Origin of the sequence: Brevundimonas sp., from assembly GCF_965227765.1 — a bacterium.
Classification (GTDB): Bacteria; Pseudomonadota; Alphaproteobacteria; order Caulobacterales; family Caulobacteraceae; genus Brevundimonas.
On record NZ_OZ245778.1, the window covers coordinates 1,525,516 to 1,545,673 of the forward strand.

The window sequence follows — 20,158 nt, forward strand, 5'->3', positions numbered from 1 at the left end:
TTAGGCCAAGAGCATGACGACAGAATCCCCCACGACACCGGCGCACAAACGATCAGACATCCAGGGCCTGCGCGCGGTCGCGGTACTGGGCGTGATCGCCTTTCACGCCTTCGGTCCCGTGCTGCCGGGCGGGTTCGTCGGGGTGGACGTCTTCTTCGTCCTGTCGGGGTTCCTGATCACCGGCATATTGATGCGCGAGTTGGACGAAGGTCGGTTCTCGCTGGGCGGATTTTATCGGCGCAGGATCAGCCGGCTGTTTCCGGCCCTGTTCGTCGTGCTGGCCTTCACCCTGGCGGTCGGGTTCGTGGTGCTGGCGCCCCGGACCTTCCAGGAACTGTCGCTGACGACCTTCTTCACCACCCTGTTTACCTCCAACCTCGCCTTCATCCGTATCAGCGGATATTTCGACGCCGACGCCTCGCTGAGGCCCTTGCTGCACACCTGGTCGCTGGGCGTTGAGGAGCAGTTTTACCTGCTGTTTCCGCCCCTGCTGTGGGCGCTGCACCGGTTTGCCCGGCGTCTGCTGTGGCCGGTTCTGATCGTGCTGGCAGGCGTATCACTGTTCAAGGCGCAGCAGTATCTCGGCACCGATCCGACCAAGGCTTTCTATCACCCCTTCTGCCGAGCGGTTGAGCTTCTGGTTGGCGCCCTGGCCTATGGAGCGACCCGCCGGTGGACGCCAACGGGCGTCGCGCGGCAGGCCCTGTCCTGGGGTGGGCTGGCCGGGGTTGCAGGCAGCATGATCCTGTTGCGCGAGGGCGTCGCGTTTCCGGGTCTCTGGGCGCTTCCGGCCTGTCTGGGGACTGCCGCGATGCTGCTGGCGCAAGGCGGAGCGCCGAACCGCTGGCTGGGCGTCCGGCCGCTCGTCGTGGTCGGGGACATGTCCTATTCGCTCTACCTCTGGCACTGGCCGCTGCTGGTCTATGGTCATCTGGCGTTCGGGTTGTCGGCCTGGGTGACGGCGGTTGCGGTCGTCCTGTCCTTCGTCATGGCCTGGCTGTCGCGTCGCTATGTCGAGGAGCCCTTCCTGAATGGAAGGCGGCGCTGGCCTGTGTGGTGGATGGCGTTGGGAGCCATGGCGACGACGATCGGCGTCTGCCTGATCATCTATCTGACCGACGGTCTGCCCAAGCGGTTCAATGCGCCTGAACAGAAGATGTTCGCCGCCGCCGAGGACCACAACCCTGATCGGGACCAGTGCCACAAGCGCTCGCGCGGCACGCTGCCCTATGCGGACACCTGCATCTATGGCGAACGGGACACTCCGCCCGTCGCGGCGGTCTGGGCCGACAGCGTCGGGGCCGAACTGGGCATGGTCTATGGCCAGGCGCTGGGCGAGGGGGGGCTAAGCGCTCGCTCGATCACGGCGTCGGGCTGTCCGGCCCAGGTGCTGGCCGGAGCGGGGCGCGGCGCCAATCCCAACTGCGCGGCGCACAATGCCCAGATTTTGGCAGGGCTGACGGCCGAGGCCAGCATCCGCACCGTGGTGCTGATCGCCAACTACCGTGGCTATGACGAGGAGCCGCAGTCGCAAATGCCCGACAGTCTGCTGGACGCCGCCTCGGCGCTGAAGCAGGCGGGCAAACAGGTCATCATCGTCGGACCCCTGCCGCAGTTCGATTTCGACCCCCCGTCCGAGGCCGGTCTGGCCCTGAGGTTCGGCCGCGACCCGCGCGGCATCGGTCTGGCGACGGCGAAATACGACCGGGACAATGCAGAGGTGATCCGCAGGCTGGAGGCATTTGGGCAGTCCAACGCCATTCCGGTCATCCTCCCTCGCGACCTGTTCTGCGATGCCCGGATGTGCCGGGTCTATGATCCGTCGGAGGGGGTGCTGTTCTTCGACAGCGTCCACCCCAGCCTGACCGGAGCGCGACGGATCGTGGAGGCGGTGAGGGCTGCCGGCGGTTAGGCCGCCTGGGCTTCGTCGGGGCGCAGGGTCAGGACGCGGACGCCGTCGCGAGTCACGGCGACAGTGTGCTCGAACTGGGCCGACAACTTCCTGTCCGAGGTGACGACCGTCCAGCCGTCGGCCTCGGTGCGGACCGTGCGGCGGCCCTGGTTCAGCATGGGTTCGATGGTGAAGACCATGCCCTCGCGCAGGGCCATTCCCGCTCCCGGCTTGCCGAAATGCAGAATTTGCGGCGCCTCGTGCATCTCGCGGCCGATGCCATGCCCGCAATAGTCGCGCACGATGGAATAGCCGTGGCGCGTCGCGTGGCGTTCGATGGCGTGGCCGATGTCGCCCAGCCGGGCGCCCGGACGGACGGCGCGGATACCCTTCCACATGGCGTCATAGGTGGTGCGGACCAGGCGGCGGGCAGGGGCGGGCACGTCGCCGATCAGATAGGTCTTGCTGGAATCGGCGATGAAGCCGTTCTTCTCCAGGGTGATGTCCAGATTGACGATGTCGCCATCCTGCAGGATCTCGGTCGCGGACGGCACGCCGTGGCAGACGACGGCGTTGCGCGAGCTGTTCAGCACGAAACCATAGTCGTACTGCCCCTTGCTGGCCGGGCGGGCGTGCAGGTGGTCGACGATATAGGTCTCGACCCGGTCGTTGATCTCCAGCGTGCTGAGGCCCGCAAGGGACATTGCGTCCAGATGGGTGAATACCGAGGCCAGCAGACGGCCTGCTTCGGCCATCAGCTCCACCTCTTCCGGCGTCTTGGTCATGCGGCGACGGTGGTCAGGGCAGGGGAAGTCGAGGCGGCGGTGTCGGCGCCGGCGGCCTTCAGTTCGCGCGCCATGAGCTCCTGAAAGGACACGCCGGGGTTCAGCTCGCACAGCATGCCCATCCTGATCCAGAATGCGGCCTGGGCGTTGATCGAGCGGCAGGAGGCCTTGCTGGCCCGGCGCAGCTGCTCGTGCAGGTCGTCCTCGATGCTGACAATTCCCATCATCGGCTCCAGAATATACGAAACGTATATGTCGTATATGGTCGAGTGGCTTTGCCTGCAAGGGTGAGGGGCTAAATTCCGTCGGAGAAGGGGTAGGGGCTGACGGACTTGGACCAGTCGTCAACGGTCAGGGCCCGGTCGATCGGCGCCGCCGCCCGCTCGGCGCAGGGATGGCGGTGGCACAGGCGGCAGGCGGGGCCGATAGGGGTGATCTCGGGGTTCTGGAGGTCCAGGCCGCGGGCATAGACCAGCCGGTGGGCGTGTTTCAGTTCGCAGCCGATGCCGATGGCCAGGTCGGCCCCTTCGCTGAACGCGTCATGTCCCTGGCGATCGACGGTGCGAGCCAGGGTGAACCATCGCCCACCGTCAGGGGTCTCGATGATCTGGGTGACGATCCGGCCCGGTGTGCGGAAGGCCGAGTGCAGCCGCCAGCGCGGGCAGGCCCCGCCGAAGCGCGAGAAGGGGAAACTGGCCGAGGCGTAGCGCTTCGACACATTGCCCGCCTGATCGACCCGCATCAAGAAGAAGGGCACGCCACGGGCCGTAGGGCGCGACAGGGTGGTCAGCCGATGCGCAGCCTGTTCGAAGCCGACGCCGAAACGGGCCTGAAGCCGGGCGAGGTCGTAGCCAGTCGTCTCCGCCGCACGCTGGAATGGGCCGTAGGGCATCAGGATGGCGGCGGCCAGGGTGTTGGTCAGGGACACCTTCAGCAGGTCGCGTGACCCGGCGTCTGGCAGGTTGGCGGCTAGGGCCATGGCGGACAGTTGGGCGTCATGCTCGGACAGGGCCAGCTGATAGGCCACGGCAAAGGCGCGCGAGGAGGGGCCGAGCGTCTCGGAGATCAGCAGCCGCCGCCGATGGGGATCGAAGCGGCGCGTCCATTCCACCATGACCTCGGCGGGCATGGTGCGGACTGTCAGGTTATGACGCGCCACGAGGCGGGCGCGGATCTGACCTTCAAGCGAGTCGTCGCTGGAAGCCGTCATCTCGGTGTAGAGGGCCTCGCCCAGGGCGTCGATCTCGGGGAAATGGTTATGGCGCGATTGCGTGTATTCGCGGACGCGCTCAGCGGGACTGTCGTCGACGGAGGCGCCGCTGCGGCCGGCCTCGGTCTGCTCGCGGGTGCGGGCGTCGGCGAAGGCGCGGTAGAGCCGGAGAAGGGCGTCGGCGGCGCCGGGCGCCTCGTCGACCATCTGCATGACCTCGTGGCGCGGCACCGACAGGCCCTTGAACAGGGGGTCGGCGAACAGTTCCGTCAGTTCGGCCTCGCCAGCCTGGCCGGCGGGCTGGTTCAGGCCGCGCAGATCGACGTCATAGGTTTCGGCCAGGCGCAGCAGCAGCTGAGCCGAGACGGGCCGCTGGTTACGCTCGATGTGGTTCAGATACGAGGGCGAGACGCCGAGATCGGCCGCCATGGCGGTCTGCGTCAGGGACAGGTCGCGCCGCAGCCGCTTCAGGCGGCCGCCCAGGAACAGCTTGCGATCAGCGGCGGCGCTCATGACGACATCATGTCACGATATGACTAATGATCAAGAGTCATGTTGTGACATCATGACTTCAAATTGTCCGCCGGGTCTGTATCGAATATGACCGAGGCGTGTTTCCCTGTCGTGCCGCCTTTCAGGCCGCATACTGGAGAGACCCCATGGAACCGCTGAACCGCCCGCAGGCCATCATCGACTTCTGCCTAGCCCCGCTGAATCTCGATCCGTCGGCTGAAGGCGTGGGTGAGGTTCGTCGTCGCCTGGAGCACGTCATCAAGACCTTCCAGCTGAAGACGGCCAAACCGGTCAGCGTGGATTTCTCATCCATGCCGTCACAGGTCATCAACGAAGCTGCGCACGGCTACGAATAGGCTGGGTCTCGACGAGACGGCCGGCCGCGCAGGTTTACGCAGCCAGTCCGGCCTTCTTGAGCGTCTTGTAGGCCTTGATGACGCGCACCAGCTTGGCCTCTGCGCCCCGATCGCCCTGGTTGTGGTCGGGGTGACAGCGTTTCAGCAGGGCGTGGTAGGCCAGCTTGATCTCTTCCTTGGTCGCGCCAGGTTCCAGGTCCAGATCGCGCAGGGCGCCGCCTTCGATCTTGCCGACGCGGTGGACGGGCTCGGCAGGGCCGGGGGCCTGCTCGCCGCGACGCCCGAACAGGCCATAGCTGTCGCGCCATGAGCCCGTGCCCTGATTGTTGGCCGTGCCCATCTTGGCGGCGAAGGTCGCGGCTTCACGGCTGTTCTTGGAGGCCTTCATGTCCCAGGTGGGACGGCCGCCGGTCATGGCCTCGTTCTCCTTGGCCGCACGGACCTGAGCCTCGTTCATGCCGGCGTAGAAGTTCCAGGCCTTGTTGTATTCGGCGGCGTGGCCCTGGCAGAAATTATAGAACTCGTTGAGCTGCTCGCGCGACTTTGGCGCACGCGCCGTCGCCGCCTTGGAGCAGTCGGGGAAATCGCACGGCTTCTCGCCCGGCTTCAGGCGCAGGACGTCGTCCTTCGCCTGGGCGGCTCCGGCCTTGCCGGGCTTGGAGATCCGCATATCGGTGAAACGGGGTTTGTATTCGAATGACGCAGCCATTGGCCCAAGTGTAAGGTTGATTTGGACATCATCAAGGACGCATCTATGCCGGAAGGCCCTATCGCGACGCTTATGCGCGAAAAACTGACCTTGGCGCTACAGCCGATGGTCCTGACGCTTGAAGACGATAGCGCTAGACACGCCGGTCATCACCATGAGGGCGGTATGGACGCCAAGCCTGGCGGTGAGAGCCACTTCAACCTGACCATCGTTTCGAGCGCGTTTGACGGCCAGGGGCGGTTGGCGCGGCAGCGGGCGGTGAACGGCGTGCTTGCGGCCGAACTGGCGGGGCAGGTTCATGCCCTGTCGATCAAGGCCCTGACGCCCGCAGAGTTCTCGGCGCAGGCCTGAAGGGCGACGCTCCGGTTCGCCCCTATGTCGTGGATTGGACAGCAAAACCCCGTTCACTTCGTCTTAGAATGTCCACATTAGCTTACCCAGGGCTGTTCATGTTCTCTGGGATAATCAATGGTTGGATCCGAGGCGATTGGCAAAGGTCTGGGTTCGACGGCGGGCGAGGCGGCGCAAGCGCTGACCGCGATTCTGCAGACCCAGTATCTGCGCTACATCATCATCGCCAGTTGGGCCGTCGGACTGTTGGGCGCGGTCGGCTGGGCGACGGCTCTGATCTGGTTCGTCGTCACATTGGGCGCTGGCGCCGTGCGGGGCGCATTCGAGCGCCGGATGGCCGACCGCATGGACATCGGCTGGGGTCTGGCTTTTCCGGCCGTGGCGACGATCACAACCGCCGCCTGGGCCATTGCGCCTCTCCTCGCCTGGTTCTCTCCGCACGTCTTCGGCCACACCCTGGCGGTCGCACTGATCATCGCCGGCTATGTGCTGGTGTTCGCCCAGCTCAGAAGTTCGCCGGTCCAGGCCATCGTCGTGTCTTCGCCCTACGGCGTCGCCTCGCTGGTGATTCTGGTCAATCTGTGGGGCACGCCGTCGTTCTGGCCCTTCATCGCCATGATCCCCTTCACCGTCGCTGGTCTGTTCGTCCTGGTGATGATGACCATGCTGCGCGAGAAGCGCCTGAAGGCGTTCCAAGACCATCAGGCGCACCTGATTGCCGAACTGCAGGAGGCGCGCGACAAGGCCGACGCCGCCAACCAGGCCAAGTCCAGCTTCCTGGGGGTCATCTCGCATGAGCTTCGGACGCCGATGAACGGGGTCCTGGGCGCGGCGCAACTCCTGAGCGCGACCCGGCTTGAGACGACGCAGAAGGACTATCTGTCGATCATCCGAAACTCGGGCGACAGCCTGCTGGGTCTGCTGAACGACATCCTCGACATGACCAAGATCGAGGCGGGCAAGATGCAGTTCGACGTCGTGGACGTGTCGCTTCAGGATATGCACACACGCGCCACGGGTCCCTTCACGGCCCAGGCCGAGGCCAAGAACATCACTTTTGTCTCGAGTTTCGCGGGAGAAACTCCGACGGTGGTCCGCGGCGATCCGCTGCGGGTCTGCCAGGTGATCCAGAACCTTCTTTCGAACGCGATAAAGTTCACCGAACCCGGCGGCAGGGTCGACTACACCATCACCAGCACTCGCATCAGCGACAAACGGGTGGCGTTCGAATATCGGATCAAGGACAGCGGCTCCGGCATTGCGCCCGATGATCTGGAGCGGCTGTTCCAGCCCTTCACCCAGGTCGACGCCTCTTCGACGCGACGATTTGGGGGCACGGGGCTGGGCCTGACCATCGCTCGTCGGATGGCCAACATCATGGGCGGCGATATCACCGTGACCTCCGAACTGGGCGAAGGCTCGGTCTTCACCTTCACGGTCGAGGCCGAGGTGGTGGAGTGGAGTGAAATCCAGGCGGCCCAACCCATCGACGCCGAGACCGCGGACGGCCGAGCGCTGAAGGTTCTGGTGGTCGAGGATCACCCGGTCAACCGCATGATTCTGGAAGCCTGGCTGGGCTCCGCAGGCCATATGACGGCCTCGGCCGAAAACGGTCAGATCGCCGTGGACGTGGCCGCTCAGCAAGCATTCGACCTGATCATCATGGACATCAATATGCCGGTGATGGACGGTCTGACCGCGACACAACTCATCCGCCGGGCTGGCGTCAACACGGAGACGCCGATCGCCGTGCTGTCGGCCTCGGCCAGGATCGAGGACCATGAGGCAGGCCTGGATGCGGGCGCCGACGCCTATCTGACCAAGCCGATCGACTTTACTGCTCTGGCCGCGCTTATGAACCGGGTCGGCGAGGGCCGAGCGGCCATCCAGAGCGGCATATCCGGCTCGCGCGGTATGAATGATGGCCGGATCGTGGCGGCTGCGTGAACACAGCCTGATCCGGGCCGTTCAGGTCGGGCTCAATGGCGCGGACATAGTCTTGGGCAAGTCGAACACTTCGACCTGTTGAAGGATATGTCAGATGAAAAAGGTTCTTACCGCCGCTATCGCCGCCGTCATCGCCGCCAGCTCGCTGGGCGCCGCGTCGGCCGCCTCTGCTCAATCCCGTGGCCACAACGCCCAGGTCGAGCGCGAGTATCGTCATGACGCCCGCAACGATCGCCGCGATGACCGCCGTGACGCCCGCCAGGATCGTCGTGACTATCGCCATGACGCTCGCAACGACCGTCGCGATTTCCGTCAGGACCAACGCAGCTATTCGCGCTGGCAGCAGTCGCAACGCCGCTACAACGCCGGTCGCTATCAAGCGCCCCGCGGCTATCAGGTCCGCAGCTGGTCCTATGGCCAGACGATGCCGACCTACTACCGGACCAGCAACTACGTCGTGAGCGACTATGGCCGCTACGGCCTGCGCGCTCCGCCCCGTGGATACCAGTACGTCCGCAGCGGCAATGACGTGGTCCTGGCCGCCGTCGCCGGGGGTCTGATCACCGCCGTCATCGCCGGTCTGTTCAACTAAGACCTGCTGATTGGCCGAGCCTATGCGTCCCGGAGGGAAACCTCCGGGGCGTCGTTCGTTTGCGTGACGTGGTGCGCATGAAGCGCCAAGATGGATACCCATGCGCGCCTTCGCCGAGCTTCTGGACCGACTGTCCCTGACGGGATCGCGCAACGCCAAACTGGTGCTGCTGCGCGACTATCTGAAAGCCACGCCGGACCCGGATCGCGGCTGGGCATTGGCGGCCGTCACCGGCGACCTGAAGTTCGACGCGGCCAAGCCCGCGATGATTCGCCGTGCGGTCGAGGCGCGGGTCGATCCGGTGCTGTTCGGCTGGTCCTATGACTATGTTGGCGACCTGGCCGAGACGGCGGCCCTGATCTGGCCCGGCGACCCCGACCACAGACCCAATCGCGAGCCTGAACTGGGCGAGGTCATCGACGCCTTGAAATCGGCCAAGCGGAACGAGGTCCAGGGCCTGATCGAGGGCTGGCTGGACGCCCTGGCGCCAAAAGGCCGCTGGGCCTTGCTGAAACTCGTCACCGGCGGTCTCAGGGTCGGGATGTCGGCTCAACTCGCGCGGACGGCGGTGGCGATGATGCGGCCGCAAGCCGTCTCTGAGCCGCCCGAGCCCGACGGGGGCGAGGACAGGCGGGTTCTGGAGACGCTGACGGCGGCGGATGTCGTCGAGGTCTGGCATGCCGTGGAACCCCCCTATGCAGAACTGTTCGCCTGGGTCGAAGGGCGGGGAGAGCGACCGGACACCGACGCGCCGGGCCGGTTTCGCCAGGTCATGCTTTCGGTCGCGATCGACGAAGCGGTGGACTTTCCCAAGCTGAACCCCGCCGATTACGCTGCCGAATGGAAATGGGACGGCATTCGCGTGCAGGCGGTGCGCGAACAGGGCGTGGCGCGGCTGTATTCCCGCCACGGCGACGAGATCACCGGCGCCTTTCCCGACCTGATGGAGGCCCTGGCGTTTGAAGGGGCGATCGACGGCGAACTGCTTGTGGTCCGGGACGGGGTCGTGGCTCCGTTCGGCGATCTTCAGCAGCGACTGAACCGCAAGACGGTGGACGCCAAGATGATGGCTGCCTTTCCCGCCGGTCTCTACGCCTATGACCTGCTGGCTGAAGGGGGAGTGGATTTGCGCGACCTGCCGCTAAGCGAGCGCCGGACGCGGCTGGAGGCCGTGGTGGCGGGTCATGCTGGTGAGCGCCTGCATCTGTCGCCGGTGGTGACGTTCGGCGACTGGGAGGCTTTGGGCCGGTTGCGGGCCGATCCGCCCGTAGGGGCGGCGGCCGAGGGGCTAATGCTGAAACGCTGGGACAGCCCGTACGTCGCCGGCCGGCCCAAGGGGCCGTGGTTCAAGTGGAAACGCGATCCCCATTCCATCGACGCGGTGATGATGTACGCCCAGCGCGGGCACGGTAAGCGGTCCAGCTTCTATTCCGACTACACCTTCGGAGTCTGGACCGATCAGGGCGCGTTGACGCCGGTAGGCAAGGCCTATTTCGGCTTTACGGACGAGGAGTTGAAACAGCTCGACAAGTTCGTGCGCGATCACACGGTCGAGCGGTTCGGGCCGGTCCGATCCGTCCGGGCCGAGCGGGACTTCGGCCTAGTGCTGGAGATCGCCTTTGAGGGTTTGCAACGCTCGCCCCGGCACAAGTCGGGCGTCGCGATGCGGTTTCCGCGCGTCGCGCGCATCCGCTGGGACAAGCCTGCGCGTGAGGCCAACACCCTGGATGACGTGATGGACCTGCTGGATCAGTTGGAAACCGGCGGGGGCCGGGTGGCCAAGGCCTAGGCGCTGACCGAAGGGCGGGGGCGCGGTGTTGGGCGATAGCGCAGCCGGTTCTGCTTCCAGTGCGGATCGCGCCGTCCGGTCAGGCCGCACAGTTGCAGGAAGGTGACGACCGCGAACGGGGCAGGGGACGCACGGCCGCGTAGCAAGGGATTAGGCGACATCTCCGGCGGGGTGGCCTCGATCAATAGCGGCGTCACGGCCCACCGTGTCGGAAAGGCCATGACATTGACGTTCGGATCCGACTTCAGGTGTGGACAGTAGCGCAGCGAGCGGTCTGAACACTCCTTGTGCAGCGGAGCGATGGCCCCGGCGTCCAGCAGAATGTCGGCGTCTCCGATCTCTTTGGACAGTCCGTCGCCACGCCCCTGTTTGCGCAACAGGCCGGCGGGGACGCGGCGGGCGACCTGGGTCCAGCGGTCTTGTGGCGGTGTCGGCTGTCCGCACATGGGGCACAACATTCGGGCGACGCTGAGCCGCTGTCGCAGCAGGTGGTTCTTGGAATATTCCGGTTTGCCAAACCCGGCAGCCTCCACCTGGATCAGCGCAGGACGACCCCCGACGCTGGCGCAGGGACGAACCCCGATGATCGGTTCATCCGTCCAGCTTGTCACCCATGGCACATCGACCCCGACCTTCAGCGCGGACATCTTCACGGTGCGTCTCCGACATCAGGTGAGGTTACGCCAAAACCCGTGCCCGTCCAGCAGCTTGCGGGGCGCGGGAAGATTTGCGGTTCCAAATGCCGGTTGAGGCGTTAGACCCCGCTGAATGAGCCTCGAACTTGCACAAACCCTCACTGACGCCGTGGCCGTGGGCCAGGGCGCGATCAGCGCCGATGCCGCCGTGGTCGCCAAGCTGACCGATATGGCCGGCGATCTGGCCGTCAACCTGGGCATCGCCCTGTTGATCCTGTGCGCGACCTTGTTTGCGGCCAAATGGGCGTCCAGCGGCGCGCGCAGGGCGCTGTCGAGGGTCCGAGGGTTCCGTCACGATCAGACGGTCCTGAGCTTCGCCGTTCAGGTGGTGCGTGTGCTGGTGTTCGCCATCGGCTTCATCGCCGTGCTGCAACGGCTGGGCGTGCAGACGACGTCGATCATCGCCGTGCTGGGCGCCGCGTCCCTGGCGGTGGGTCTGGCGCTTCAGGGCACGCTGTCGAACGTGGCGGCGGGGATGATGCTGCTGATCCTGCGGCCATACCGCGTTGGCGATGTGATCAACATCAACGGCAACGTCGGCAAGGTGCAGCGGCTGGACCTGTTCATGACCCAGATGGCGGACGCCAACAACGTCAAGATAATGGTGCCCAATGCCAAGGTGTTCGAGGACACCATTCTGAACCTGTCGGGCCAGCAGACGCGTCGCATCGAGCTGAAGATCGGCGTCGGCTATGGGGAGAATCTCAGTCAGACGCGGGACGTCCTGATTGCTGCAACGGCGATGCACGAGAAGGTGCTGCCCGACCCGCCGCCCTGGGCCGGTGTCACCAATCTGCTGGACAGTTCGGTCGAGATGACGCTGCAGGCCTGGGTCAAGTCCGACGATTACTGGCAGACCAAGGCCGACGTGCTGCAGGCGGCCAAGGAGGCCCTGGACACCGCCGATATCGAGATTCCCTTCCCGCATCAGGTGGGGGTCCCCTACAAGGAAGGTGATCCTGCCCTGTTCCACGAGGGGCAGGTCATCTCGCGGCTGCACGAGGCGTCGCAGAGCTTTGAGAGCGACGCAGGTCGTGACTCGGACGAGGGGTAGGCCGTGCGTTACGATTTCGGGTCCGACAACACCGCCGGCATGGCGCCCGCCGCGCTGGAGGGGATGATCCAGGCCAACGCCGGTTTCACCAAAGCCTACGGCGCCGACGATGTGACCGCCCGCGCGGCCGACCAGATCCGGCGGCGACTGGATGCGGATGCGGAAATCCGCTTCGTCTTTTCGGGCACGGCGGCAAACGCCATCGCCCTGTCCATGCTGGCCTTTCCGTTCGAGGCCGTGATGGCCCACCACGCCGCTCACGTCTGCACCGACGAGACCGGGGCTCCCGGATTTTTCGGTCAGGGTCTGGGGCTGATCGGCCTGCCGGGCCTGTCGGGCAAGATCGAGCCCAGGGCGATGGAGGCCATCCTGGCCGAACCCGAGGTCGGCCATCGCCAGCCGCCCGCCGCCCTGTCGATCACACAGTCCACCGAATACGGCACCGTCTATGACGAAGAGGAACTGCGCCACCTGATCGAGCCGGTGAAGGCGCGCGGCTGCGGGGTGCATATGGACGGCGCGCGTCTGGCCAATGCGGCGGCGACGGGTTTCGACCTGACCCAGATCGCCCGCCTCGGCGTCGACGTCCTGGTGTTCGGCGGGGCCAAGGCCGGGGCCAACTGCGCCGAGGCCATCGTCCTGTTCGACAAGAGCCTGGCACGGCGGCTCGATAACCGGCTGAAACAGGCCGGCCAGACTGCGTCCAAGGCTCGATTCCTGGCCGCCCCCTTCCTGGGTCTGCTGGAAAGCGATCAGTGGGAGACCGGCGCCGCCCACGCCAACCAGATGGCCCTGCGATTGGCCGAAGGCGTCGCGCTGCGTTCGCCGTTTGCCCTGGCCCATCCGGTCGAGGCCAACGCCGTCTTCGTGCGGATGCCTGAGATGGCTCACTCGCGGCTGAACGAACTCGGCTGGGCCTGCTATCGGTTCGACGACGGCTCAGTGCGGTTCGTCTGTTCCTGGGCTACGCAGGAGGCGGCCGTGGACGAGGTCATCGAGGCCATAGCCGGCCTGTCGTGATCGCAGCTTTCACCCACTCGCGACACAGCCCATATGTGACGCCATGACCATGCGCGGCGGTGAACGAGGCGGACGGCGGGGCGATCCCGAAACACGCGCCCAGATGGCGGGCGTGACGGTCAGGGCCGATACCCCTGCGACCTGGCGAGCCCTGGCCGATCTTGTCGGGCTGGTGGGTCGATCCAACGCCCCGCAGCTCAAGCTGCGTCTGGTGCTGGCCATCCTGCTGACACTGGCAGGCAAGGGGCTAGGCGTGCTGGCGCCCCTGGTGCTGGGCGCGGCGGTCAATCATCTGGCCAGTGATCAGCCGACCGGCGTCGCTGTGGGTCTGGGGTTCGCAGGTTTCGCGGTGGGCTGGGCCCTGGTGCGGTTCCTGTCCTCGGTCGCGCCACAGATTTCGGACGTGGTGTTCGCCCCCGTCCGGCAGGCGGCGCAGCGGACGACGGCGGCGGAAACCTTCGCTCATGCCCTGAACCTGTCGCTCGACTTCCACCAGACCAAGCGGTCGGGGACCCTGTCTCGGACAGTGGAGCGAGGCTCGCGGGCCGTGGATTTCCTGCTGAGGATTCTGGCCTTCAACCTGGTGCCGACCGGGCTGGAGCTGATCCTGGCGGCGGGCGTGCTGGGCGGCAAATACGACTGGCGTTTCGCCGGCGTCGCGGTGGTTGTGGTGGTGACCTATACGGTCCTGACCTTCGCCATCTCCAACTGGCGAATGGAGCAGCGGCGCACGATGAACGCCGCCGACAGCGAGGCTGCGGGTCTGGCGGTCGATTCCCTGCTGAATTACGAGACGGTGAAATCGTTCGGGGCCGAGGCGCGGGCCGCTGAAGGCTACGACCGCGCGCTGGGCGTCTATAACGAGGCGGCGCTGAAGGCGAACACCTCCCTGGCCCTGCTGAACGGGGTTCAGGCCCTGATCATGAACCTGGGCCTGGGCGTCATGGCGGTGATGGCGGGCTATGAGGCGGCGGCGGGCCGGATGGGGCCAGGCGACGTGACGGCGGCGGTGCTGATCCTGATCTCGCTGTATTCGCCGCTGAACATCCTGGGCTTCGCCTATCGGGAAATCCGCCAATCCTTCATCGACATGGAGGAGATGCTCAAGATCACGCGGCAAAGGCCGATGGTCGCCGATGCGCCAGGCGCGCCGGACCTACCCAAGCCGGTCGATGCGCGGGGCGGCGAGATCGCGTTCGAGGACGTGTCCTTCCGCCACGACGCGCGGGCCAACGGCCTGGAAGACGTCAGTTTCGTCGCCGCGCCCGGTACGACCACGGCTCTGGTCGGGCCGTCAGGAGCCGGCAAGTCGACCATCGTCAAGCTGGCTCTGCGTCTGCTGGATCCGCAGAACGGTCGCGTGCTGATCGACGGCCACGATATGCGCGACGTGAGCCAGGCCTCGCTGAGGCGCTCTGTCGCCCTGGTGCCGCAGGACGTGGCTCTGTTCAACGACAGCCTGCGCGTCAACATCGCCTTCGCGAGGCCTGACGCGGACGAGGCGGCGATCTGGGCCGCTGCCGAACAGGCGGAACTGGCCGAGTTCATTCGCGGCCTGCCCGAGGGCATGGAGACGCGCGTCGGCGAGCGAGGGCTTAAGCTGTCGGGCGGGGAACGTCAGAGAGTCGGGATCGCCCGAGCCCTGTTGGCTGACCCCTGTATCCTGATCCTGGACGAGGCGACCAGCGCCCTGGACAGCCGGACCGAGGCGGCGATCCAGAAGACCCTGCGGCGGGCCAAGGCGGGACGCACGACCCTGGTCGTGGCCCACCGGCTGTCGACCATCGCCGACGCCGACCAGATCCTGGTGCTGAAGGCGGGCCGGATCGTCGAACGCGGCGCGCACCACCAACTGGTCGCCCATGTCGGCGGGGAATACGCCGCTCTGTGGAAGAAGCAGACGCGCGGCGCCCGGTCGGCGGGTGCGGCGGTCGATCCCGCGGCGGACTAGGCGTCAGTTTTCGGTATGGGCCGCGCCGGGGATCTTCTTCTCCAGCACCTGTTTCAGGCTGTCGAGGACCTGGGTGCGGGCGTCTGCGGCCTCGGGCGGCAGGGTCATGATGAGTTGCATTGACTGGGCGTGGACGGTGACGATGCGCCAGTCGAAGGGCACGCCCGCCTGGGCCGCGTCTATCAGGTCGCAGAGGCCTGCGGCGACGGTGCACAGGTCATGAAGTTCGAATGGGCCGGCGGCGTCGATTATGGCGCTGGACAGGCCGTAGGCCCTGGCCAGAAGATGCGGGGCGTCGGGGTCGTTCGCGGCGGGCACGGCCAGCGCCGCCAGTTGAGCGATCTGTTCAGCGACGATGACCTGGCTGCGAGCCTGGAGCGCGCCAAGGTTCTCGCGCGCCTGAGTGAGGGCGACGCCGACGCTGACACCGCCGGGCTGGTCGATCATGGCCGATAGGCGAGACTTGCGTTGCTGCCACAGGACGACGCTCATGATGCTGACTCCCCAGCCGACGCGGCGGCCTTGTCGCTGGCGATCTTGGCGGCGAGGGCGACCATGTCCGATCGACGTTCGTTGTGATCGCGCGGTTTGGCGGCGTTGAAGCGCCGATCCGGCCCCTTGTACTCGCCCGCCTCAAGAAATGGTCGGGCGTCGCGCGCGACCCAGATGACCCGTTCCAGGAGGGTGGCCGCGCTGAAGGGCTTGGTGACCAGGAAGTTGGCGCCGCAGTCGCGGACCGAGGCGACCTTGGATTTTCGGACGTGGGCCGTGGTCATGATGATCGGGACGAAGGCGTTGGGCTCCAGCCCGGAATTCCGCACCCAGCGGACCAGTTCGTGCCCGTCCATGCCAGGCATTTCGCAGTCGACGAACAGCAGGTCGATCGCGTGGTCCTTGATGATGTCGATGGCCTGTCCAGCGTCGGTGCAGGCGTAGCGGATCTGGATCCCGAAGCCGCGCAGCGCCTCGGCGGTCAGCTCCATTCCGAAGACGGAATCGTCGACCACCATGGTCACGGCGTTGCCGAGATTGAACACAGCGCTTTCGCGCAGGTTCTCGTTGAAGCTGCTGCTCATGATGGGGTCGCGCGAAGGGTCACGCCCGGAAACCTGTCAGGACGTAGTGGATATGGCGTTAACGGCGTTCGCCGAAGTTGCGATTACGCCAAGCGGCCGATGGCGTAGAAGCGGTCGGCGCGCTGCTTGCGCAGTTCGTCCGGCGACAGTCCGGACAGGGTCTCGAGCTCTTCGTGAATGGCGTCGCCAACGGCCGCAATGGCCGCGTCGCCGTCGGCATGGGCGCCGCCGACGGGCTCGGGAATGATGCGGTCGACGATCTTCATGCCGAGCAGGTCGGGGCCCGTGATCTTCATGGCGTTGGCCGCGTCCTTGGCCCGCGCGCCGTCGCGCCACAGGATGCCGGCCGCGCCCTCGGGCGAGATGACCGAATAGATCGAGTGTTCCAGCATCAGGACGCGGTTGCCGGTGGCGATGGCGATAGCCCCGCCCGAACCGCCTTCACCCGTCACGACGGTGATCGACGGCACGCCAAGCGTCAGGCCGCGCTCGGTCGAACGGGCGATGGCCTCGGCCTGGCCGCGCTCCTCGGCGCCCAGGCCCGGATAGGCGCCGGCGGTGTCGACGAAGGTCAGGACCGGCAGGCCGAACCGCTCGGCCAGGTCCATCAGGCGGACCGCCTTGCGATAGCCCTCGGGCCGCGCCATGCCGAAGTTGTGGGTCAGGCGGGTGGCGGTGTCGTGGCCCTTCTCGTGGCCCATGACGACCACGGCCTGGCCACGGAAGCGGGCGAGGCCGCCCAGGATGGCCTGGTCGTCGCCAAACTGGCGGTCGCCCCGCAGCTCGACATAGTCGGTGAACAGGCCGTCGAGATAGTCGATGAAATGCGGACGCTGGGGGTGGCGGGCGACCTGTGTCTTCTTCCACGGGTCCAACTCGGCATAGGTCTTCTTGCGAAGCTGCTCGGCCTTCTTCTTCAGGCCGGCGATCTCGGATTCGAACGAGCCCGAGGTGGCGGACAGCAGGCCCAGCTCCTGGATCTTCTCTTCCAGATCGGCGATCGGCTTTTCGAAATCGAGATAGTGGGTGGCCATGGAAAGTCCGGATAGGCGGGCGGGGAGAGCCGCTCGTCGAAGCGGCGGAACCTAAAGAGGTCAACGCGCGCGGGCAAGCGGGGGTTCAGAAAGCAGCGAGATGCCGCCTCGATCCTGCTGTGTGGTGGACATACGGGCGCTACGGGACAATTCTTGACCGCCTTGGCGGCCAGGCTCGGTTCAACGGAGGCTTCATGACGGACGGTTTCCCCCAGGGCGTGGTGCATCAGGCAGGTGATGACCTTCGCGAGGCCTTGCAGGCAGACGCCGGGATCTTGGCGCTGTGGGCCGGCCTGACGCCCCTGGGGCGGAACGAGTTCATCTGCTGGGTCGAGGACGCCAAACAGGCCAAGACGCGCGAGCGGCGGATCGAAAGGACCGTGGGCGAGCTGCTGGAGGGCAAGAAACGGCCCTGCTGCTGGGCCGGATGCATCCACCGCACCGACAAGGCGCCCAGCCGCTGGCAACAGGCGGTGCTGATCGACAAGACGCCGAAATAGCCAGCCGGCCTAGTCGTCCTTCGCCAGGGGGTGATGCTGTTGCACCACCTGGCTCAGGCGGTCGGTGGCGACGTGGGTGTAGATCTGGGTCGTGGCGATGTCGGCGTGGCCCAGCAGGGTCTGGACCACGCGCAGATCGGCGCCCCCTTCCAGCAGGTGGGTCGCAAAGGCGTGGCGCAGGACGTGGGGGCTGACGCGGGCGGCGTCGATCCCGGCGTCGATGGCGGCCTGATCCAGCATCTGGGCGAAACGGCGCGGGGTCAGGTGGCCGTCTGCGGCGTTCGACGGGAACAGCCAGACGCTGTCGGGAGCCTTGGGTTTGCGGGCCGCGTCACGGACGGCCAGCCAGGCCTTCACCGCCTCCCGCGCTGCGGTGTTGAGGGGCGCGAGCCGCTCCTTGCCGCCCTTGCCGCGCACCACCAGCCAGGCCGGATCGCGCCGCACCGCCTCGACCCGCAGACCCAGCAATTCGGATACGCGCAGGCCCGAGGCATAGGCCAGTTCGACCAGGGCCAGCATCCGCACTCCGCCGCCGCCTTCGCGCGCCGCAGCGGCGGCCAGCAGGCGTTCGACCTCTTCGCGAGACAGGGTGCGGGGCAGGGGGCGTCCCTGTTTGGGCGCATCCAGGCGGCGCGAGGGATCGTCGGTGCGCCAGCCCTCGCCCATGGCGAATCGATAGAATTGACGCACGGCCGAGCGTCTGCGGGCGGCGGTGGCGGGCGACAGTCCGCGCTTGGAGAGGTCGGAGAACCAGGCCTCGATAGCCGTCTCGTCCGCCGCCATCAGACCGCCCGATGGCAGAAGTCCCTCGGCGTCTGCCAGGTCGCGGGCATAGGCCGACAGGGTGTGGGGCGAGGCGTCGCGCTCGACCGCCATCATCTCCAGAAAGGCCTCGATCTGGGGCGAGGCGGCTTCGACCGTCATGATTTCGGCCTGTTCGAAGGCGCATCGGGGCTCTGGCGAGCGGCTCTGCTTGGTGTAGAGGTTCGATCCATCATGACTGCGCCTCCCGCCCCTTTGCCTGCCTCGCGTCCGACCCGCACCATAGCCCTGGTCGGGCTGATGGGCGTGGGAAAATCGACCGTGGGCCGACGGCTGGCCGCCCGCCTGGGCCTGCCCTTCGCCGACGGGGACGACGAGATCGAGCAGGCGGCGGGCATGACGGTGTCCGACATCTTCGCCAGCATGGGCGAGGCACAGTTCCGCGAGGGCGAGGCCCGCGTCATGCGTCGCCTGCTGACCGAGGCGCCGCCCATGGTGCTGGCGACCGGCGGCGGGGCAATATTGAACGCCGAGACGCGGGCCTTGCTGAAGAGCCATGCGACATCCGTCTGGATGCGGGCGGACCTGAAGGTGGTGGCTGGGCGCGTGGCGCGTCGGGATTCGCGACCGCTGCTGCGGGGACGCGATCCGCTGGAGGCGCTGACGGGTTTGGCCGACGCCCGCTATCCACTTTACGGCGAGGCCGATGTTACGGTCGATGTGGGCGGCGGAGCGCATGGCGACGCCGTCGACGCCATCCTTCGCGCGCTCGACGCCTTCTGGAACCGGAATGAAGAGGTTGGGCGTGAGTGAAGCCATGACGTGCGTGCCGGTCAGCGGCGCGGGGTTCGCAACCTATGACGTCGTCGTCGGGCGCGGCCTGCTGGCCCAGGCCGGAGCGCGCATCGCGCCGCTGGCGCGCGGCCGCACGGTCATCATCACCGACGAAACGGTGTCGGCCCTGCACGCGGCGGCGCTGACGGCGTCGCTGGATGCGGCGGGCCTGGGCCACGAGATCATCGCCGTGCCGCCGGGCGAGGGATCGAAATCCTTCGCCGAGCTGGAGCGGGTCATGGACCGGCTGCTGGCGGCGGGCCTGGACCGCAAGGACGTGGTCGTGGCCTTTGGCGGCGGTGTCGTAGGCGACCTGGCCGGGCTGGCGGCGGCGCTCTTTATGCGCGGCATCGACTTCGTGCAGGTCCCGACGACCCTGCTGGCCCAGGTGGATTCGTCCGTGGGCGGCAAGACGGCCATCGACAGCCCGCGCGGCAAGAACCTGATCGGCGCCTTTCATCAGCCGCGGCTGGTACTGGCCGACATCGACCTTCTGGCCACCCTGCCGCCGGTGCAGTTGCGCTCGGGCTGGGCCGAGGTGCTGAAGCACGGGATGATCTGCGACGCGCCCTTCTTCGACTGGCTGGCCAGTGACGGCGCGGGCGGGGCGACGGGCGATCCGGCGGCCCTGCAGCGGGCGGTCGAGCGCTCGGTCGAGATCAAGTCCGCCATCGTCGGCGAGGATGAAAAAGAGGCCGGCAAACGCGCTCTGCTGAACCTGGGCCACACCTTCGGCCATGCGGTCGAAGCGGAGCTCGGTTTCGAAGAGGCGGCGCTGGCCCATGGCGAGGCCGTGGCCCTTGGGTGCGTGCTGGCCTTCCGCTACTCGGTGCGGCTAGGCGCCTGCGAAGCTGCCGAGGCTGAAAAGGTCGCCCGCGTCACGGCGGCGGCGGGCCTGCCGACCGAACTGATCCAGGCGGGCGTGTTCACCGCCGACGCCCTGATCGCGCGCATGGCGGGGGACAAGAAGGCTGAAGGCGGGCGACTGACCCTGGTCCTGGCCCGGTCCATCGGCGACGCCTTCGTCGAGAAGACGGTGGATGCGGCGGACCTGAAGGCCTTCCTGATCGAACAGGGCGCGACTTAAGG

21 protein-coding genes are annotated in these 20,158 nt (G+C 66.7%); 12 read left to right on the plus strand and 9 right to left on the minus strand.

Annotated features, from left to right (window positions below; translation table 11 throughout):
• Positions 1 to 13: 13 nt before the first annotated feature.
• A complete protein-coding gene (locus ACO05L_RS07295) occupies positions 14 to 1,912 on the plus strand; it encodes an acyltransferase family protein (protein WP_421731496.1) in 1,899 nt (632 codons plus the stop codon).
• On the opposite strand, the gene map is transcribed toward ACO05L_RS07295, so the two are convergent.
• From map to ACO05L_RS07310, 3 genes are all read right to left on the minus strand, one after another.
• The gene (gene map, locus ACO05L_RS07300; RefSeq protein ID WP_421731497.1) at positions 1,909 to 2,676 is read right to left on the minus strand and encodes a type I methionyl aminopeptidase; all 768 of its coding nucleotides are present in this window, start codon (positions 2,674 to 2,676) and stop codon (positions 1,909 to 1,911) included. The genes ACO05L_RS07295 and map overlap by 4 nt on opposite strands.
• Complete coding sequence (locus ACO05L_RS07305; protein WP_421731649.1) at positions 2,673 to 2,900, minus strand: ParD-like family protein; 228 nt, start codon at positions 2,898 to 2,900, stop codon at positions 2,673 to 2,675. The genes map and ACO05L_RS07305 overlap by 4 nt, the downstream gene beginning before the upstream one ends.
• A gap of 71 nt (positions 2,901 to 2,971) precedes the next feature.
• Positions 2,972 to 4,399, minus strand: coding sequence for a helix-turn-helix domain-containing protein (locus ACO05L_RS07310; RefSeq protein ID WP_421731498.1), 1,428 nt, complete (start codon positions 4,397 to 4,399; stop codon positions 2,972 to 2,974).
• A 146-nt stretch (positions 4,400 to 4,545) separates the two neighbouring features.
• Here ACO05L_RS07310 and ACO05L_RS07315 point away from each other — a divergent pair, with 146 nt between their 5' ends.
• Positions 4,546 to 4,755: a hypothetical protein gene (locus ACO05L_RS07315; RefSeq protein ID WP_421731499.1), complete on the plus strand. Its 210-nt coding sequence runs from the start codon at positions 4,546 to 4,548 to the stop codon at positions 4,753 to 4,755.
• 34 nt (positions 4,756 to 4,789) lie between these two features.
• Here ACO05L_RS07315 and ACO05L_RS07320 read toward each other — a convergent pair whose 3' ends face one another.
• Positions 4,790 to 5,464, minus strand: coding sequence for a J domain-containing protein (locus ACO05L_RS07320; RefSeq protein WP_421731500.1), 675 nt, complete (start codon positions 5,462 to 5,464; stop codon positions 4,790 to 4,792).
• Positions 5,465 to 5,569: 105 nt separating this feature from the next.
• Here ACO05L_RS07320 and ACO05L_RS07325 point away from each other — a divergent pair, with 105 nt between their 5' ends.
• From ACO05L_RS07325 to ACO05L_RS07340, 4 genes are all read left to right on the plus strand, one after another.
• Positions 5,570 to 5,815 (plus strand): BolA family protein, encoded by a 246-nt coding sequence (locus tag ACO05L_RS07325; protein WP_421731650.1) that lies wholly within the window; start codon positions 5,570 to 5,572, stop codon positions 5,813 to 5,815.
• A 117-nt stretch (positions 5,816 to 5,932) separates the two neighbouring features.
• Positions 5,933 to 7,762, plus strand: coding sequence for an ATP-binding protein (locus ACO05L_RS07330; RefSeq protein ID WP_421731501.1), 1,830 nt, complete (start codon positions 5,933 to 5,935; stop codon positions 7,760 to 7,762).
• 94 nt (positions 7,763 to 7,856) lie between these two features.
• A complete protein-coding gene (locus ACO05L_RS07335) occupies positions 7,857 to 8,354 on the plus strand; it encodes an RcnB family protein (protein WP_421731502.1) in 498 nt (165 codons plus the stop codon).
• Positions 8,355 to 8,454: 100 nt separating this feature from the next.
• Complete coding sequence (locus tag ACO05L_RS07340) at positions 8,455 to 10,143, plus strand: cisplatin damage response ATP-dependent DNA ligase (protein WP_421731503.1); 1,689 nt, start codon at positions 8,455 to 8,457, stop codon at positions 10,141 to 10,143.
• Here ACO05L_RS07340 and ACO05L_RS07345 read toward each other — a convergent pair.
• Positions 10,140 to 10,790, minus strand: a complete 651-nt coding sequence (locus ACO05L_RS07345) for a hypothetical protein (protein WP_421731651.1) — start codon at positions 10,788 to 10,790, stop codon at positions 10,140 to 10,142. The two genes, ACO05L_RS07340 and ACO05L_RS07345, sit on opposite strands and share 4 nt — an antisense overlap.
• Positions 10,791 to 10,911: 121 nt before the next feature.
• Between ACO05L_RS07345 and ACO05L_RS07350 the strand changes: the two genes are divergently transcribed.
• Genes ACO05L_RS07350 through ACO05L_RS07360 form a run of 3 tightly spaced genes read left to right on the plus strand, consistent with a single transcriptional unit; the run spans position 10,912 to position 14,863 of the window.
• The gene (locus ACO05L_RS07350) at positions 10,912 to 11,892 is read left to right on the plus strand and encodes a mechanosensitive ion channel family protein (RefSeq protein WP_421731504.1); all 981 of its coding nucleotides are present in this window, start codon (positions 10,912 to 10,914) and stop codon (positions 11,890 to 11,892) included.
• Between the two features lie 3 nt (positions 11,893 to 11,895).
• Positions 11,896 to 12,912 carry a threonine aldolase family protein gene (locus ACO05L_RS07355; protein ID WP_421731505.1) on the plus strand — a complete coding sequence of 339 codons (1,017 nt, stop codon included), beginning with the start codon at positions 11,896 to 11,898 and terminating at the stop codon, positions 12,910 to 12,912.
• Positions 12,913 to 12,955: 43 nt separating this feature from the next.
• Entirely contained in the window at positions 12,956 to 14,863 is a 1,908-nt protein-coding gene (locus ACO05L_RS07360; RefSeq protein ID WP_421731506.1) for an ABCB family ABC transporter ATP-binding protein/permease, read from the plus strand.
• A gap of 3 nt (positions 14,864 to 14,866) precedes the next feature.
• Here the strand turns inward: ACO05L_RS07360 and ACO05L_RS07365 are convergent, their stop codons facing one another.
• The 3 genes from ACO05L_RS07365 to ACO05L_RS07375 all read right to left on the minus strand — a co-directional run bounded on the left by ACO05L_RS07365 (position 14,867) and on the right by ACO05L_RS07375 (position 16,973).
• Positions 14,867 to 15,355, minus strand: coding sequence for a chemotaxis protein CheE (locus tag ACO05L_RS07365; protein WP_421731507.1), 489 nt, complete (start codon positions 15,353 to 15,355; stop codon positions 14,867 to 14,869).
• Positions 15,352 to 15,939, minus strand: coding sequence for a response regulator (locus ACO05L_RS07370; RefSeq protein ID WP_421731508.1), 588 nt, complete (start codon positions 15,937 to 15,939; stop codon positions 15,352 to 15,354). The genes ACO05L_RS07365 and ACO05L_RS07370 overlap by 4 nt, the downstream gene beginning before the upstream one ends.
• Before the next feature lie 83 nt (positions 15,940 to 16,022).
• Positions 16,023 to 16,973 carry an acetyl-CoA carboxylase carboxyltransferase subunit alpha gene (locus ACO05L_RS07375; protein ID WP_421731509.1) on the minus strand — a complete coding sequence of 317 codons (951 nt, stop codon included), beginning with the start codon at positions 16,971 to 16,973 and terminating at the stop codon, positions 16,023 to 16,025.
• A 194-nt stretch (positions 16,974 to 17,167) separates the two neighbouring features.
• On the opposite strand from ACO05L_RS07375, the gene ACO05L_RS07380 reads away from it, so the two are divergent.
• Entirely contained in the window at positions 17,168 to 17,473 is a 306-nt protein-coding gene (locus ACO05L_RS07380) for a YdeI/OmpD-associated family protein (RefSeq protein ID WP_421731510.1), read from the plus strand.
• Positions 17,474 to 17,482: 9 nt separating this feature from the next.
• Here the strand turns inward: ACO05L_RS07380 and ACO05L_RS07385 are convergent, their stop codons facing one another.
• Complete coding sequence (locus ACO05L_RS07385) at positions 17,483 to 18,397, minus strand: tyrosine recombinase (RefSeq protein WP_421731511.1); 915 nt, start codon at positions 18,395 to 18,397, stop codon at positions 17,483 to 17,485.
• A 72-nt stretch (positions 18,398 to 18,469) separates the two neighbouring features.
• On the opposite strand from ACO05L_RS07385, the gene ACO05L_RS07390 reads away from it, so the two are divergent.
• Together ACO05L_RS07390 and aroB are read left to right on the plus strand one after the other, a co-directional pair.
• Positions 18,470 to 19,048, plus strand: a complete 579-nt coding sequence (locus ACO05L_RS07390) for a shikimate kinase (protein ID WP_421731512.1) — start codon at positions 18,470 to 18,472, stop codon at positions 19,046 to 19,048.
• A 4-nt stretch (positions 19,049 to 19,052) separates the two neighbouring features.
• Complete coding sequence (aroB, locus tag ACO05L_RS07395; RefSeq protein ID WP_421731652.1) at positions 19,053 to 20,156, plus strand: 3-dehydroquinate synthase; 1,104 nt, start codon at positions 19,053 to 19,055, stop codon at positions 20,154 to 20,156.
• Positions 20,157 to 20,158: the final 2 nt, after the last annotated feature.

Bases quoted from the DNA above. Each gene is read 5' to 3' on its own strand.
- ACO05L_RS07350 (WP_421731504.1), top strand. From the start codon at position 10,912: ATGAGCCTCGAACTTGCACAAACCCTCACTGACGCCGTGGCCGTGGGC.
- ACO05L_RS07305 (WP_421731649.1), bottom strand. From the start codon at position 2,900: ATGGGAATTGTCAGCATCGAGGACGACCTGCACGAGCAGCTGCGCCGG.
- aroB (WP_421731652.1), top strand. From the start codon at position 19,053: ATGACGTGCGTGCCGGTCAGCGGCGCGGGGTTCGCAACCTATGACGTC.
- map (WP_421731497.1), bottom strand. From the start codon at position 2,676: ATGACCAAGACGCCGGAAGAGGTGGAGCTGATGGCCGAAGCAGGCCGT.
- ACO05L_RS07310 (WP_421731498.1), bottom strand. From the start codon at position 4,399: ATGAGCGCCGCCGCTGATCGCAAGCTGTTCCTGGGCGGCCGCCTGAAG.
- ACO05L_RS07315 (WP_421731499.1), top strand. From the start codon at position 4,546: ATGGAACCGCTGAACCGCCCGCAGGCCATCATCGACTTCTGCCTAGCC.
- ACO05L_RS07320 (WP_421731500.1), bottom strand. From the start codon at position 5,464: ATGGCTGCGTCATTCGAATACAAACCCCGTTTCACCGATATGCGGATC.
- ACO05L_RS07370 (WP_421731508.1), bottom strand. From the start codon at position 15,939: ATGAGCAGCAGCTTCAACGAGAACCTGCGCGAAAGCGCTGTGTTCAAT.
- ACO05L_RS07365 (WP_421731507.1), bottom strand. From the start codon at position 15,355: ATGAGCGTCGTCCTGTGGCAGCAACGCAAGTCTCGCCTATCGGCCATG.
- ACO05L_RS07380 (WP_421731510.1), top strand. From the start codon at position 17,168: ATGACGGACGGTTTCCCCCAGGGCGTGGTGCATCAGGCAGGTGATGAC.
- ACO05L_RS07385 (WP_421731511.1), bottom strand. From the start codon at position 18,397: ATGACGGTCGAAGCCGCCTCGCCCCAGATCGAGGCCTTTCTGGAGATG.
- ACO05L_RS07360 (WP_421731506.1), top strand. From the start codon at position 12,956: ATGACCATGCGCGGCGGTGAACGAGGCGGACGGCGGGGCGATCCCGAA.
- ACO05L_RS07340 (WP_421731503.1), top strand. From the start codon at position 8,455: ATGCGCGCCTTCGCCGAGCTTCTGGACCGACTGTCCCTGACGGGATCG.
- ACO05L_RS07330 (WP_421731501.1), top strand. From the start codon at position 5,933: ATGGTTGGATCCGAGGCGATTGGCAAAGGTCTGGGTTCGACGGCGGGC.
- ACO05L_RS07325 (WP_421731650.1), top strand. From the start codon at position 5,570: ATGGTCCTGACGCTTGAAGACGATAGCGCTAGACACGCCGGTCATCAC.
- ACO05L_RS07345 (WP_421731651.1), bottom strand. From the start codon at position 10,790: ATGTCCGCGCTGAAGGTCGGGGTCGATGTGCCATGGGTGACAAGCTGG.
- ACO05L_RS07335 (WP_421731502.1), top strand. From the start codon at position 7,857: ATGAAAAAGGTTCTTACCGCCGCTATCGCCGCCGTCATCGCCGCCAGC.
- ACO05L_RS07375 (WP_421731509.1), bottom strand. From the start codon at position 16,973: ATGGCCACCCACTATCTCGATTTCGAAAAGCCGATCGCCGATCTGGAA.
- ACO05L_RS07295 (WP_421731496.1), top strand. From the start codon at position 14: ATGACGACAGAATCCCCCACGACACCGGCGCACAAACGATCAGACATC.
- ACO05L_RS07390 (WP_421731512.1), top strand. From the start codon at position 18,470: ATGACTGCGCCTCCCGCCCCTTTGCCTGCCTCGCGTCCGACCCGCACC.